Consider the following 14101-nt stretch of genomic DNA (forward strand, 5'->3'; position numbering starts at 1 on the left):
GTTTAATTAAAAGGGGGATCATTATGGAAGCTAATAAACAGACATTATTCGGAAAGGATTTCACACTGGTTGTAATCGGACAGATCATTTCGCTTTTTGGCAATGCGATTCTTCGTTTTGCGCTGCCTCTTTATCTGCTGAGGGAAACAGGTTCTTCTTCCCTGTTCGGTGCAGTGACGGCCTGCTCGTTTATTCCCATGATTTTATTTTCACTGGTGGGAGGAGTACTGGCAGACAGGATGAACAAACGCAATATCATGGTGGGTCTGGACTTCGGAACCGCAGGGCTGATCCTGATTTTTTATCTGCTTCATGGCCTGATGCCCATCGTACCGCTGATGATCGTCTGTCTGATGGTTCTGTATGGAATTTCGGGGACTTATCAGCCGTCTGTGCAGGCCAGTATTCCGGTGCTTGTGGAACGGGAACAGCTTATGCAGGCCAATGCAGTGATCAACATGGTCAGTACACTGTCAAGTCTGCTTGGACCGGTCATCGGCGGTGTCTTATTTGGTACGTGGGGCCTGACGCCCATTCTGCTGGTCAGCATTGGATGCTTCATAAGTTCTGCAGTCATGGAGATTTTTATCCGGATTCCGGTTGAGAGACAGCAGACCAGGGAAGGGTTATTTTCGATCATTCGGGGCGATCTGCGGGAAAGCTGGCGATTCGTGCATGATGAAAAACCGGTGTTCATTCCGGTGGTCGTCATCCTCGCACTGTTTAATATGGTGCTGTCTGCGGCTATCATCGTAGGTATCCCTGTGATGGTTGTGAATATTCTGGGAATGAGTGACGTCATGCTGGGAATCACGCAGGGCGCCCTCGGGCTTGGCGGACTGGCAGGCGGCTGCCTGACAGGCATACTAGGCAGCAGATGGAAACTCGGCAAGAGCCACTGGCTCCTTGTGATCTGCTCTGTCACAGCCGCTTTTATGGGACTTGGTCTCTGTTCCTTCGTTCCGAAGTTCTGGGGCTATATACTGATCAGTGCCATGAGTTTCCTTACCATGGCGGTGTCGACACTATTTACGATCCAGATGTGTGCTGCCGTACAGCGTCAGTCACCTTCCCATCTGCTCGGCAAAATCATGGCTTCCATCATGGCAGTCGTCAACTGCGCATCTCCGCTGGGGCAGGCGGCCTACGGGGTGTTGTTTGACGCATGTAAAAACATACCGCAGGCCGTCATGTTCGGAGCTGCGCTCATTGCCTTCCTGCTTTCCATGTATTCGAAACATGCATTCTTACAGCTGGAACGGGGGGAGCACAGTCATGAATGCCGTTTGGAAAAATGCGCGTCCAGTGAGGCAAACTGACGCCCGGCGCTGGTCTTCAATGAATCCAGATTCTTTAAACCGGATCCTTCATTTTGTTTCACGGCGCCCCAGGAGATCCGCTCAGAATGCCTGATGTCACCACAGGCGCCGCTGAATCCGGCATCTTCCAGCATGTGAACCGTCTTCTGGGAATAGACGACCGGATAGACGGTTTTCTGCATTAAAAATCCGAGGACATTTGCATGAAATCTTGTGCCGATCAGATACTTAACGCCGCCCATGATTTGCAGGAATTCATTCAGGTTGCCATGATAGAAGACCTTTTCTGTCATCGCTCTTTCTGATTCATTCAGGTTATCCCAGATGGCCTCTGCGGCAACATTGTCCTTCTCATTGACGCAGAAGCACAGGAGCCGGACTGGCAGACCCTCCCGGATGATGTCCCGGCAAAGCACAGTCATACTGCGGATATACGTTTCCTGGTATTGCTCCAGCTCTTTCCGATGGGAGAGGGAGATGACGGAGATTGCAGCACCAAAGTTTCCGCAGGTCCTGTAGCTTTGAGAGAATACAATGTCGGCTTCACAGCGCACATTCTTTAAATCCCTGAATAAATGACGGGAGTACTGTTCCCTGAAGCAGACGTCGTTGCAGCGCCTGAATATCTTATGATATTCCCGCAGATAATTTTCGTCAGTGTAGGGTCCGAAGTTGATACCAAGCATAAATTTCCTTCGGGAAACCTTCAGGTATTGATGCATCTCAGCAATCTTACGGTACCAGTTCAAGGGCTGCATGAACATGGAACCGCCGATCAGAATAAATGTATTGCAGCGTTTAATTCCCCGTACGCTGTCCTGGCTGTAAATTTTTACATTATTGTACCGGCCGCAAAAGTTTTTGGCGGAGGCAGATTGCAGAAGCACCGTAAATTCCACGTCTTTATATCTGTTTACCAGAATGTCAAAAAAGATATCGTCGCCCACATTGCCGTTTCCGTAGAAGTAAACCAGTACGTCTGCAGAGATCATCTGGTCGCGTCTGATGATCTCTGCAAGCTGGCTGTCCCGTGTCCCTTTTCCGGGAGTATATGCAGCCAGAGACGACTGTACCGTGATTAAATGATATTTTTTAATCAGTTGATCCTGGAATGCCATAGTATCCCTGCTGCCTGCCGATATCCGGTTAAAGATAATATGATCTCCATAAAATGACCGGAGCGTCTGGAAGAAGGACGCTGCCAGCTGTTTTATATGATTCAGAGACCGGGAAGTTAAAATGTCGACATTTTCGCTGAAGGCAAACATATCCACGATGATCCAGCCCATATGGCGCCTGAGAAGCCTGCTGGTGCGGTCAGGGTCCGTATGCAGCGCATTGGTGTATTTGATTTTGATATGTGCCTGCACGCGGTAGGCTTCCGGACTGGCGAGCACCAGATTTCTGGACAGATAGCTGCCCCACACGTCGACGGGTGCGATGGAGTGCTGAAGGCTGTATTTGCCGAGCGCTTTTTTCAGAGAAAACGCAGAACGGCACCCTGCGATGTTATAAAACTGATGCGGAGGAAGGAGGCACTTTGCGGCACTGCGGTAACTTCCCTTCTGATAAAGCACCCATGCATTCCAGAAGTCTTCAAGATTCTGCAGGTTAATATATTCGGGCGTGATAAGTCCTTCCTCGCGGTAAAGCTTTTTCAGTTTCGTCAGCAGTATATCTCGGATACCGAGATTCTCCCGGAAGATCAATGACAGATCCGACAGTTCCTCTGCAAATTTATCAGACTGAACAAGCTCTGCCAGTGTGAGCAGTGCTTTTAATTCCCGGCACGCTGAAAAATCAAAAGTCTCCAGCAGATCATGCAGGGAAACGGCGTTTTGGACGGCCATTTTTGATATTTCATGCCTGTATTTTCTGACTGTTTCTCTATTTAAAGCGGGAACGATCTGGTCAATCATGGTATCTGTATAAAGGGGATCATGGTAGTCGAAGCTGTGATAAGTATAGTATGCAAGCCATCGCTCAAGCAGAAGTCCGTAATCACGTGTATCCCATACGGACTGCTGAACATTCTGAAGGATAATATTCTGAAAGATTGTTTTCAGATGTGCAAAGAAATATGGTTCGTAGGAAAGAATGGGACCGTAATCCTTGTTCTGCAGGTCCAGGTAATAGAACCTGGCGATATCAATGACGACAGGTTTGATCTGTCCTGTCAGCCATTCTTCGGTTTCGGCAAGCGTACGGTTGATCAGCTCTCTGTTTTTGCGGTATATTGTACTGACACGACCCCGGTCGACAGCCTTTTGCGGATAAAAAGTCCTGACGAGAACAACTCTTGACGGATCAAGAGAGGATTTAATAACTGTAATGTATTCGGACAGGCGGTCACGGATCTCCGGTACGGTTTCTGTCAGAACAGCATCGTGGATAAAGTCTGCCAGCTCGAGGATGAGCCAGGTTTTTTCACCAGGACATAACTTTGACTGGAGTTTGGATGGATCAGGAGCTGTAAGGGGGATTCTGCACGGTGTGATACCCGGTGAAAAGCTATTACCGTCACAGATGACATGATTCAGCATTTCCGATCCCAATATGATTAATTTCAATATATTTTCCCCCTCTCATACTGAATCAAGTATAGCATCTGGATTTCGGGAAAGTCAATCAGTGTCAGGGCTGATCAGTCCGCAGCTATTTTTTCGATTTCAGATACCGGCACAGATAATCTGTAAACGCCCGATCTTCTCCGTCCTGCAGAGGATTGATGTTATACAGTTCCTTGATCTTATTGAGGTGGAAGATCAGGGTGTTTTTGTGGATGTGCAGGGATCTGCTGCTCTCCACCAGGTTATAGTTGCAGCTGTTCAGCGCCGTGATGATCTCGACAAAATCCTGTCTCAGTGAATCAGACATCAGATCACCCAGAGAATTAAATACTCCGTACATCTCGAGGGCGGGAATCTGGGACTGTATATATTCATTCATATAATCATAAAAATAGCATCGCGGATTTTCATAGTCCCGGAGCCAGGTACAGTGCCGGTAAGAAAACTTGTAATTCTCCAGTTTGTTCTGCATGCTGCCGATGTAATACTGACACGGAATCTGTTTTTTCAGAAGCTTTTCGTAGACCGGGATCAGAAAATCCCGGATATGATTTTTATATTCCGTAAAGAGCTGATTCAGCGGTTTGTCCATGCTTTTGAAGAGAACAATCTCCTGTCTCTTGCTGATAAAGGCGATGTCCTGCTGGGTAAATCCCGGACTGCTGTATAAAATATCCAGGACATTCTGGCGGCTGCAGTCCTCATCGATCACCTCGAAAATAATGGCAAATCGCGGTATGCCGGGGTCAATCATCTGATGCCGTGCCATCAGGTGGATCTTGTCGGTATCCTTGGAATCAGATTTTAAAAGCAGACTGCAGAATTCGTCTCTCTCGTTATTTTTCTGATCCATCTCTTCTTTATACACCTCATGCTCCAGCATGGCTTCTATGGTGATCTTTGCCATGGTGATAATGTCCATCACTTCCTCCGGAATTCCCGTGATACCGATGCCCCCTACGATCCGGTTGTTGTTCATAATGATCATATCGACCCCGTTCTTGACGCCGAGGTATTTTTTTACATCTTCAGGATGCACCGTAATATAAGGAAGTCCCTGTGTGATCATATTATAGGAAGCTTCATGGAAGACACCGACGCGCTCTTTCTCTGTTGCCGCGATGATGATCCCCTCAGTATTGAATACCATAAATTTCAAATCCGTATATTCGCTGATCTTTTCGATAAAGCGCTGTGCAAATTCTTTTTCCAGCATGGCGTAAATTCTCCGTTAATATATGCAGGTTTCTCTGTATGTCTTATATTTTAGTCTATTGAAACAAGGAATGCAATCAAATCTCCTGCATTGTGACAAGAATACAAAAAAATCTACAAAAAAATAGAATATCGTCATAAATGACGATGTTACGCCGATACAATCTAACTTGTGAAATTTTGAAACATAATAATATATACAAAAACGTAAAAGTAAGATATTATATGAATGTAGATTAAAAATTCTAAAATCTTGCAAAATACACATCGTTATTTTCGATTTGTTTATTGTATTGCAAAGAGGAACAATGCATCTTGCGGGTTTTAGTTGTATCGGGAATACATTACAGATAGGAGGATACGTATATGAATTCACGCGAAAGATTGAAAATGGCACTGGACCACAAAGAACCTGACCGCATTCCGCTTGATCTGGGATCAGGGCATGCCTGCAAATTTACCAAATATTTTTATGTGAAACTGCTGGATTATTTTGGATTAAAAGAGGAACAGCTCGAGATCTGCCAGACACCGTACCAGTTAGTATACGCATCCGACAAGGTAATGGATCTTTTGAAATGTGACGTCAGAAATGCAAGGGTCAAATATCAGAAGGATTATGTAAGCCCTTACGTAAAGAACTGGGAAGATGAACATTATACCTATTATACGAATGATTTCGGCACAACTTACAGGATGCCTAAGAAGAACGGCCTGTATTATGACCTGTATGACTGCGCGCTTAAGGGATCAGAGAGTGCGGAGGAAGACGCGAAGTATATTTTCCCGAAACCAAACCGCCTTGTGCCGGGCACCAGAAAGGAACTTGAGGATTATCGTGCGGCAGGATTTGCCACCACGACATGCCAGGTGTTTGGCAATGGTTTTATGCAGACGGGACCTCTGGTCTGGGGGTATGAAGACTGGCTGGCAATGATGCTGGCGGAGCCGGAGAGATGCGAACCGTTTATTCAGGAGCTGTATGACAAGAAGATTGAGTGGTACGGATATCTGTTTGATGAGTATGACGGACTGCTGGATGTCACAGCAGAGGCGGATGATTTCGGCACACAGAGGGGGACCTTCTGCTCACCGGAGATCCTGCGCGAGCTGGTATTCCCATTCCATAAAAAACTGAATGAGTTTATTAAGAAACGTCAGCCGGGAATCAAGACGACACTGCATACCTGCGGATCCGTGACTTCTGTCATACCGGATATCATAGAGGCAGGCTATGACTGTCTGAATCCTGTTCAGATCGCCGCGGCAAATATGGAGCCGGAAAGACTGAAGAGAGAATTCGGAAATGACATCGTATTCTGGGGCGGCGGCATCAATACGCAGGCGACACTCCCGAACGGAACTCCGGAAGAGGTGCGCGAGGAGACCAAGCGGAACATGGAACTGTTTGCACCGGGCGGTGGTTTTGTATTCTCACCGGTACATAATATCCAGGATGACGTTCCTGTTGAGAACTTCATGGCGATGTGGGAGACGTTCCAGGATAACTGCAAATATTAACGGGGCTTAAATAAGGGGGACAACATGGAAAAAAATATTAATAATATTTCCGGACGGCTTGAGAGACTTCCTACGTGCTCGGTACAGTGGAAACAGTGGCTGTGCCACGAAATCTGCTGGATCCTGGGATCGGTCGGACTGGGCACGACAACCTTCTGTATGACAAACATTGCCGCGGAATATGGTTTTGATTCGACGACAAAAGGTCTGGTGGCAACGATCGTTTATATCGGTATGTTTCTGGGTGCGACGATCTCCGGTTTACTGGCGGACAAAATCGGCCGTAAGAAAATGCTGATCACGGCGATCTGTCTGTGGTCCATCTCCAGCCTGCTCATTGCGATAACGAGCAGCGTCACACTGTTCTGGCCGCTGCGCCTGATCCTTGGCTTCGGCATGGGTGCACATTTTCCGTGTACACAGTCAATGCTGGCGGAACTGTTTCCAGCAAAGAGCCGCGGCCGCTGTATCTGCCTGCTGGAAGGCGGTTATCCGCTTGCATGCATCGTTGCCGGGCTGTATGGATGGATTCTTCAGATGTTCTTCCCGTGGCGCGCAGTATTCCTGGCCCAGGGACTTGGCGGACTGTGCATTTTCATCGTCATTTTCCTGATTCCTGAATCGGCGAGATGGCATGAAATGAAAGGAAATATAGAGGAGGCAAAGCGCATTGTATCCAATTATGAGGATAAGGTAAAGGCATGCATAGGCAAGGCACTGGCCCCGATTCCAGACCCGGTGGCAGAAGTTGCCGACAATTCAGGCAAATCCAAGTTTGCTCAGCTGTTTGAATCCAAAGATCAGACGCGGAAAACTCTGACCATGTGGATCTTATGGTTCTGTGTATTGTTTGGTCATTATGGGCTCAACACATGGATTTCGGACCTCCTGGTTGGAAAGGGTTTTGATGTGGTGAAGTCCAATGGTTTTGTAATTCTGATGTATCTGCCGGCGATTCCAGGTTACCTGATCGCTACTTATTTGGTGGAGATTGTCGGACGTAAAAAGATGATCTTTTCCTATCTGATTCTGGCTGCCGTCTTTTCCTATATGTACGGCGGGGCCACAAGTATGACACAGATTATCATCTTCGGCGGTCTGCTGCAGATGTTCAGCTTTGGTATCTGGTCGCTGATCTACACCTATGCTTCGGAAGTGTTCCCGACACGTATCCGCGGTATTGGTACGGGAACAACCTCATCTGCCGGGCGAATGGCGTCGCTGATCGCGCCGACACTGTTCGGTGCCATGATGCAGGCGAATATGCCGCAGATCTATATTTTCATTCTGGCATCTGTTGTGTTTGTGATCGGCGCGGTTTCCACTCTGGTATTCGGCACGGAGACCAAGGGACGCAGCGTTGAGGAGATCAACAGGTAAAAGGGGCTTTTTAAAGGGGGCTTAAGTTATGGATAATCAACATCGGATTATAGATGGCATTAAAGATTTTCCAAAGCATGTTCATATCAAGAGTGTCACACAGGGTGTTGTGACCGGTGTTGCGGGATGGTGTTTTGCGTTACTGCTGTATGCCTATGGCAATGACTGCGGATGGTCAAGAGAGACGGTTATTTCCTGGATTTTTGCCTGCTGGGGACTTGGATGCCTGAACGGCCTGATTCTTTCACTGAAATATAAGACGCCGATACCGGGGGCGTGGTCTATTTCCGGGGCGGCGATTGCCGTCTCCGGTGTAACGGCAGGTCTGACGCTGCCGCAGCTGTGTACGGGATATCTGCTGTCGGGAATCATTGTGCTGCTGCTCGGCGTGAGCGGAGTCGTCAGCAGGGTGATGAAATTTATTCCCATGCCGATTGTCATGGGAATGACGGCCGGTTGTCTGTTTAAGTTTGGAACAAATATCGTGCAGTATCTTTTTAACTGGTCTTCAGATCTCTCACAGGCGACGAATGTTCAGATGCTGCTGATCGGCATTCTGGCGATTGCAGCATGGATTGTATTTACACGGCTGAAGATTCCGGCAGTTCCGCCGGTATTGGCAGCGCTGGTGATCGTGGTGGTTGGCGTGCTGGCATGCGGGCTTTACGATACCAGTGCGCTGGCAGGATTAAAATGGAGCGGTCCGAGGTTTGTAGGCTATTCATTCGAAAGCTTCGGAAAGGTCATTATTTCCATTACGATACCGCTGACCCTGCTGGTCATCGGTGCAGAAAACACGCAGGCGGTCGGTGTATTACAGGGGCAGGGATATGAACCTCCCGTCAAAGCCATGACTGTGATATCGGGTATCGGCGGTATGATTGCTTCTCTGTTTGGCGGGCATAATGCAAATATTGCAGGACCTATGACGGCGATGACGGCATCACCGGAATCAGGACCCAAGGAAGACCGCTATGCGGCGGCTGTCATCTGTATGATCTTTACGTCGTTTGTGGCGATATTTGCCAGCATTGTCGTACCGTTTTTGGATACCATACCGATCAATCTGATTTACATCATTGGCGGACTGTCTCTGATCGGAGTGATCTTAAGCTCTCTTCAGAGCGCCTTTCAGGCGGGAAGATTTCAGCTTTCTGCGGTGATCGCGTTTATTGTGGCGCTGTCACAGTTATCTTTTTTGGGGATAGGCTCTGCTTTCTGGGCTCTGCTGATCGGCGTAATCATTGCAGTCGTAGTTGAACCGCAGGATTTAAAAGCCAGCCGCAGCTGATGAAACAGGAACGGGGAGAGGACAGACTATGATTCTTACAATCTCGCAGGAATATGCAAGCGGAGCGCCGGAGATCGGCGAACATCTTGCAAAGAAGCTCGGAATCCGACTGTATGACAAGGAAGGACTGAGGGAAGAGGCTGAAAAAAGCGGTCTTTATGAGGACATGAAAATGTTTCTGACTGAGGAGTATTATGACAGCCTGCTGTATGCAATCGCGGAAAACTACAGTTGTACGCAAATAGGAGAGATTCCGTTTTCTCAGATGAAAAAGATTGCAGGACGGCAGCCATGCATCATACTCGGAATGGGTGCAAACTATATTCTGCGGGACAGAACGGACCTTGTCAGTGTATTTCTTCATTCGGATAAAGAGAAGAGGATACAAAAGGTCATGGAGATGTGTGATCTCAATGCATCCAGGGCGGAGAAGCTGATTGACAAAGAAGACAAAAGAAAAGAGAAATTTTATCAATATTATATGAAAGGAAACTGGAAGAGTGCAGATGAGTATCACCTGACACTTGATACGGGCAGACTGGGTATAGAGCAGACGTTGAATTTCATATCATATTATATTCAAAGCATGCAGTCACATATATAATAAAAGTTTTGGGAAACAAGCCTGTCCGCCCGGCAGGCTTGTTTCCTGCTGAGATTCTGGTATGGCTGAATATACAGCCGTATTTTTCCTGAAAATACTTGACAAAACAGGACTTTACATGGTATGTTTATGTAACGACGTGGAAGTAGGTCTTTTTTTTATGTCTAAAAAAATGACTGTCGTAAAACGCAAAAGAACACATGGAGGTGGAAGTCGTGCGCGTAAAAATCACATTGGCATGTACAGAATGTAAGCAGCGTAATTACAACATGACAAAAGAGAAAAAGAACCATCCTGAAAGAATGGAGACCAAGAAGTACTGTAAATTCTGTAAAGCACACACAATGCACAAAGAGACCAAGTAATTGGCAAGAGGTGAGAGAATGGCAGAATCTGGGAAGGCTCAGAAAAAGAGCTGGTTCAAAGGGCTTAAGTCTGAATTTAAAAAGATCATCTGGACCGATAAGTCGACACTTGGAAAACAAATGGCAGCAGTTGTGTCCATTACCGTTGTCCTTGGAGTTATTATCGTGATTTTGGACAGTCTCGTACTGCAGTTTATGAATCTGGTGATTAAATAAGGACAAGGGTGGTTAAATGTCAGAAGCAAACTGGTATGTAGTTCATACGTATTCGGGCTACGAAAACAAAGTGAAGGCCAATATTGAAAAAACAATTGAAAACCGTCACCTGGAAGATCAGATTCTGGAAGTTCGTGTTCCCATGCAGGATGTTGTGGAAATGAAGAACGGTGCCAAAAAGCAGGTGCAGAAGAAAATGTTTCCCGGCTATGTTCTGCTGAATATGGTCATGAACGATGACACATGGTATGTTGTGAGAAACACCCGCGGTGTCACAGGATTTGTAGGACCGGGATCCAAACCGGTACCGCTGACAGAGGAAGAGATGAAACCCCTGGGTATTCAGGCTGAGAATGTCATGGTCGATTTCGAAGAAGGAGACAGTGTTGTTGTCACAGGCGGTGCATGGAAAGATACGACGGGTATGATCCAGAGTATCAATCCGCAGAAACAGGTTGTGACGATCAATGTTGAGCTGTTCGGCCGCGAAACGCCGGTAGAAATCAGTTTCGCAGAAATCAAGAAATTGTAACGTAACAAGAGTCGGAATTTTCGGCTCGTGGGAGGGAAATCCCCGTAATTACCACATCATAGGAGGTGCCAAAGATGGCAAAGAAAGTAGAAGGTTATATTAAATTACAGATTCCGGCTGGTAAGGCAACACCAGCACCACCAGTTGGTCCTGCACTTGGACAGCATGGTGTCAACATCGTACAGTTCACAAAAGAGTTTAATGCCAGAACAGCTGATAAAGGCGATCTGCTGATCCCTGTTGTTATCACTGTATATGCAGACAGAAGTTTCAGCTTCATTACAAAAACTCCGCCGGCAGCAGTTCTGCTGAAAAAAGCCTGCAACATCAAATCTGGTTCGGGTGTTCCGAACAAGACAAAAGTTGCTACAATTTCCAAAGCAAAGATCCAGGAAATTGCAGAGATGAAGATGCCGGACCTGAATGCAGGTTCTGTTGAATCAGCGATGAGCATGATTGAAGGAACTGCAAGAAGCATGGGAATCACTGTTGAGGAGTAAGGCTTAGACATATGTCTTAAGCAAACTTCCATTGAAACTGACAAACAATAAGTGGGAGGGAAAAACCCGCAATTACCACAGGAGGTTATTTTAAATGAAACATGGAAAAAAATATTTAGAAGCTGCAAAAGCAGTAGATCGTGCAGTACTGTATGATCCGGCAGATGCCATCTCTTTAGCTAAAAAGACAGCTGTTGCAAAATTTGACGAGACAATCGAAGCGCATATCAGAACAGGATGTGACGGACGTCATGCAGATCAGCAGATTCGTGGTGCAGTTGTTCTTCCTCACGGAACCGGTAAACAGGTTCGTGTCCTTGTATTTGCAAAAGATGCAAAGGCAGAGGAGGCAAAAGCAGCAGGAGCTGAATTCGTAGGAGCAGAGGAACTGATTCCGAAGATTCAGAACGAAAACTGGTTTGATTTCGATGTAGTTGTTGCTACACCGGATATGATGGGCGTTGTCGGCCGCCTGGGACGTGTCCTTGGACCGAAAGGCCTGATGCCAAACCCGAAGGCCGGAACAGTAACGATGGATGTTACAAAAGCTGTTCAGGATATCAAAGCCGGTAAGATTGAATATCGTCTTGACAAGACAAATATCATTCACGTGCCAATTGGAAAAGCTTCTTTCTCAGAGGAGCAGTTAGCGGACAACTTCCAGACGCTTATAGATGCTATCAACAAAGCAAAACCAAGCGCATTGAAGGGAACCTTTTTAAAGAGCGTAACGATCGCTCCGACAATGGGACCGGGCGTAAAAATCAATACAATGAAACTGGTTTAATCATAAACCGGTTTCGGACAAAGGACGGTGTGAAAACACCGTCCTTTGTGTTATAATAAACGGGATATTGAATAAGGGAGGAAATCAGCCATGTTTTGCAGTCAGTGCAGGACACCGGGCGATTTCTGGAGGATTGAGTATGACAGAGAACGTATGGGCAATGTATTTCAGTGCTACGGATACAACGAAAACAACAGTCTGCCGCATCGCGGATAAGCTGGCAGAGGAACTTGCATGCGGGCGGAGAACGTGTAATTTTACTCGTCCGGCGGCAAGAGAGGAGGCGTACGCATTTACTGAGCGGGATCTTGTGGTGTTTGGGACCCCGGTGTATGCGGGGCGTGTTCCAAATGTACTGCTCCCGTTTCTGAAGACAGTGCGCGGAAATGGTGCCAAGGCGGTTCCGGTTGTCCTGTATGGAAACCGGAATTTTGATGATGCGCTTGCGGAACTGAGGGATCTCTTAACGGGGGACGGGTTTGTCTGTACGGCGGCGGCCGCATTTGTCGGAGAACACGCGTTTTCGGATGTGCTTGCGAAGGGAAGACCAGATGATGAAGATCTTGCATTTGCTGATCAGTTTGCATTGAGACTTGCAGATAAGATACGCAGGGGGACGGCCGGGAAACGAATTGAGGTGCCGGGGGAGAGTCCGCAGTCGGAGTACTTTAAACCGAAGGGACCGGACGGCAGGCCCATCGATATTCGCCGGGTGAGGTCTCTTGTAAATGAAAACTGTGATAACTGCGGGATATGTGCAAAAGTCTGCCCCATGGGTTCTATTTCCAGTGAAGATGTCCGCGAATATACGGGTATCTGTATCAAGTGCGGGGCCTGCATTAAAAAATGTCCGCAGAAGGCCAGGTATTATACGGACAGAGATTTTCTGTTTCACAAAGAAGATCTGGAAAAGCGCCTGACAGGGCGGGGAGAGTGCGGCGTATGGTTATAAGGGAGGATATTTGGTAATGTATCAATACTCAATCGTTCAGTGGCTACTGTGCTTTTATATTTACTGTTTTATCGGGTGGTGCTGGGAGAGCGCCTACGTTTCAGTCAAGAAACAGCAGTGGATCAACCGGGGTTTCATGCACGGTCCGTTTCTGCCCATTTACGGCAGCGGTGCGGTCATGATGCTGGTTGCGTCGGCGCCTTACCAGGACAATCTGGCATTAACGTTCGTATCCGGTATGATAGGCGCCACCCTGCTGGAATTGGTCACGGGGATACTGATGGAGGCTCTGTTTAAGGTCAGGTACTGGGATTACAGTTCCAAGAAATTTAATTACAGGGGATATATCTGTCTGGGTTCTTCGCTTGCCTGGGGTGTTTTTACGATACTCATGACGCGGTTTGTGCATAAACCGATCGACACGTTTCTGAACTGGCTTCCGCCTTTTGCGGCGCTGATCGCAGTGCTGGCTCTGAGCTCTTATATTGCAACGGATTTTACGATTTCGTTCATAGGCGCACTGAATCTGCGCAGCCTGCTGGATAAGATCGACAGGGCGAAGGAAGACCTGGCAGTCATGCAGCGGCGTCTGGACGCCCTGGTGGCATTCGCGGATGTGAAGCCCGAAGGGAAGAACGGGGATGAACAGCCGGCTCCGATGCAGAAACTGGACGAGCTGAAATCAGCAGTGAATGATGCGATGGAAAAACTGCGGAGCCTTAAAAATCCTCCGCGCAGAAAACACAGGGGACGTATCCTCGGAAATCCCACCATGGTGTCAAGCAGATACCAGTCTGCACTGGAAGACCTGAAACAGCTGATCAAAGAATCGAAGAGGAAATAGCATAA

The 14101-nt window shown here is 47.3% G+C and carries 14 protein-coding genes; 12 read left to right on the forward strand and 2 right to left on the reverse strand.

The window, feature by feature from the left end; translation table 11 throughout:
- Positions 1-23: 23 nt before the first annotated feature.
- Positions 24-1319, forward strand: a complete 1296-nt coding sequence (locus tag NQ502_RS11145; protein ID WP_044983210.1) for an MFS transporter — start codon at positions 24-26, stop codon at positions 1317-1319.
- On the opposite strand, the gene NQ502_RS11150 is transcribed toward NQ502_RS11145, so the two are convergent.
- Together NQ502_RS11150 and NQ502_RS11155 are read right to left on the reverse strand one after the other, a co-directional pair.
- Positions 1274-3889: a polysaccharide pyruvyl transferase family protein gene (locus tag NQ502_RS11150; RefSeq protein ID WP_028528451.1), complete on the reverse strand. Its 2616-nt coding sequence runs from the start codon at positions 3887-3889 to the stop codon at positions 1274-1276. The genes NQ502_RS11145 and NQ502_RS11150 overlap by 46 nt on opposite strands.
- 85 nt (positions 3890-3974) lie before the next feature.
- Positions 3975-5105 carry a sugar diacid recognition domain-containing protein gene (locus NQ502_RS11155; RefSeq protein ID WP_028528452.1) on the reverse strand — a complete coding sequence of 377 codons (1131 nt, stop codon included), beginning with the start codon at positions 5103-5105 and terminating at the stop codon, positions 3975-3977.
- Positions 5106-5470: 365 nt separating this feature from the next.
- Between NQ502_RS11155 and NQ502_RS11160 the strand changes: the two genes are divergently transcribed.
- The 11 genes from NQ502_RS11160 (at position 5471) to NQ502_RS11210 (ending at position 14096) form a co-directional block, all read left to right on the forward strand.
- Positions 5471-6625, forward strand: coding sequence for a uroporphyrinogen decarboxylase family protein (locus NQ502_RS11160; RefSeq protein ID WP_028528453.1), 1155 nt, complete (start codon positions 5471-5473; stop codon positions 6623-6625).
- 24 nt (positions 6626-6649) lie between these two features.
- Entirely contained in the window at positions 6650-8005 is a 1356-nt protein-coding gene (locus NQ502_RS11165) for an MFS transporter (RefSeq protein WP_028528454.1), read from the forward strand.
- A gap of 28 nt (positions 8006-8033) precedes the next feature.
- Positions 8034-9296, forward strand: coding sequence for a benzoate/H(+) symporter BenE family transporter (locus NQ502_RS11170; protein ID WP_044983211.1), 1263 nt, complete (start codon positions 8034-8036; stop codon positions 9294-9296).
- A gap of 28 nt (positions 9297-9324) precedes the next feature.
- Positions 9325-9900: a cytidylate kinase-like family protein gene (locus tag NQ502_RS11175; protein WP_028528455.1), complete on the forward strand. Its 576-nt coding sequence runs from the start codon at positions 9325-9327 to the stop codon at positions 9898-9900.
- 200 nt (positions 9901-10100) lie between these two features.
- Positions 10101-10265 carry a 50S ribosomal protein L33 gene (rpmG, locus tag NQ502_RS11180; protein WP_083963268.1) on the forward strand — a complete coding sequence of 55 codons (165 nt, stop codon included), beginning with the start codon at positions 10101-10103 and terminating at the stop codon, positions 10263-10265.
- An 18-nt stretch (positions 10266-10283) separates the two neighbouring features.
- A complete protein-coding gene (gene secE, locus NQ502_RS11185) occupies positions 10284-10481 on the forward strand; it encodes a preprotein translocase subunit SecE (protein WP_028528456.1) in 198 nt (65 codons plus the stop codon).
- A gap of 16 nt (positions 10482-10497) precedes the next feature.
- Complete coding sequence (nusG, locus tag NQ502_RS11190; RefSeq protein ID WP_028528457.1) at positions 10498-11013, forward strand: transcription termination/antitermination protein NusG; 516 nt, start codon at positions 10498-10500, stop codon at positions 11011-11013.
- A gap of 74 nt (positions 11014-11087) precedes the next feature.
- The gene (rplK, locus tag NQ502_RS11195; RefSeq protein ID WP_028528458.1) at positions 11088-11513 is read left to right on the forward strand and encodes a 50S ribosomal protein L11; all 426 of its coding nucleotides are present in this window, start codon (positions 11088-11090) and stop codon (positions 11511-11513) included.
- A gap of 94 nt (positions 11514-11607) precedes the next feature.
- Positions 11608-12300: a 50S ribosomal protein L1 gene (rplA, locus tag NQ502_RS11200; RefSeq protein WP_028528459.1), complete on the forward strand. Its 693-nt coding sequence runs from the start codon at positions 11608-11610 to the stop codon at positions 12298-12300.
- A gap of 139 nt (positions 12301-12439) precedes the next feature.
- Entirely contained in the window at positions 12440-13252 is an 813-nt protein-coding gene (locus tag NQ502_RS11205) for an EFR1 family ferrodoxin (RefSeq protein ID WP_028528460.1), read from the forward strand.
- 16 nt (positions 13253-13268) lie between these two features.
- Positions 13269-14096, forward strand: coding sequence for a putative ABC transporter permease (locus NQ502_RS11210; protein WP_028528461.1), 828 nt, complete (start codon positions 13269-13271; stop codon positions 14094-14096).
- The last annotated feature ends 5 nt before the right edge of the window (positions 14097-14101 follow it).

Origin of the sequence: Ruminococcus gauvreauii (genome assembly GCF_025151995.1) — a bacterium.
GTDB classification, from domain to species: Bacteria; Bacillota; Clostridia; order Lachnospirales; family Lachnospiraceae; genus Ruminococcus_G; species Ruminococcus_G gauvreauii.

Excerpts from the sequence above, each read along its gene's own strand:
- NQ502_RS11175 (WP_028528455.1), top strand. The coding sequence starts at position 9,325 with ATGATTCTTACAATCTCGCAGGAATATGCAAGCGGAGCGCCGGAGATC.
- NQ502_RS11205 (WP_028528460.1), top strand. The coding sequence starts at position 12,440 with ATGACAGAGAACGTATGGGCAATGTATTTCAGTGCTACGGATACAACG.
- rpmG (WP_083963268.1), top strand. The coding sequence starts at position 10,101 with ATGGAGGTGGAAGTCGTGCGCGTAAAAATCACATTGGCATGTACAGAA.
- secE (WP_028528456.1), top strand. The coding sequence starts at position 10,284 with ATGGCAGAATCTGGGAAGGCTCAGAAAAAGAGCTGGTTCAAAGGGCTT.
- NQ502_RS11170 (WP_044983211.1), top strand. The coding sequence starts at position 8,034 with ATGGATAATCAACATCGGATTATAGATGGCATTAAAGATTTTCCAAAG.
- NQ502_RS11155 (WP_028528452.1), bottom strand. The coding sequence starts at position 5,105 with ATGCTGGAAAAAGAATTTGCACAGCGCTTTATCGAAAAGATCAGCGAA.
- nusG (WP_028528457.1), top strand. The coding sequence starts at position 10,498 with ATGTCAGAAGCAAACTGGTATGTAGTTCATACGTATTCGGGCTACGAA.
- rplA (WP_028528459.1), top strand. The coding sequence starts at position 11,608 with ATGAAACATGGAAAAAAATATTTAGAAGCTGCAAAAGCAGTAGATCGT.
- NQ502_RS11145 (WP_044983210.1), top strand. The coding sequence starts at position 24 with ATGGAAGCTAATAAACAGACATTATTCGGAAAGGATTTCACACTGGTT.
- NQ502_RS11160 (WP_028528453.1), top strand. The coding sequence starts at position 5,471 with ATGAATTCACGCGAAAGATTGAAAATGGCACTGGACCACAAAGAACCT.
- rplK (WP_028528458.1), top strand. The coding sequence starts at position 11,088 with ATGGCAAAGAAAGTAGAAGGTTATATTAAATTACAGATTCCGGCTGGT.
- NQ502_RS11210 (WP_028528461.1), top strand. The coding sequence starts at position 13,269 with ATGTATCAATACTCAATCGTTCAGTGGCTACTGTGCTTTTATATTTAC.
- NQ502_RS11165 (WP_028528454.1), top strand. The coding sequence starts at position 6,650 with ATGGAAAAAAATATTAATAATATTTCCGGACGGCTTGAGAGACTTCCT.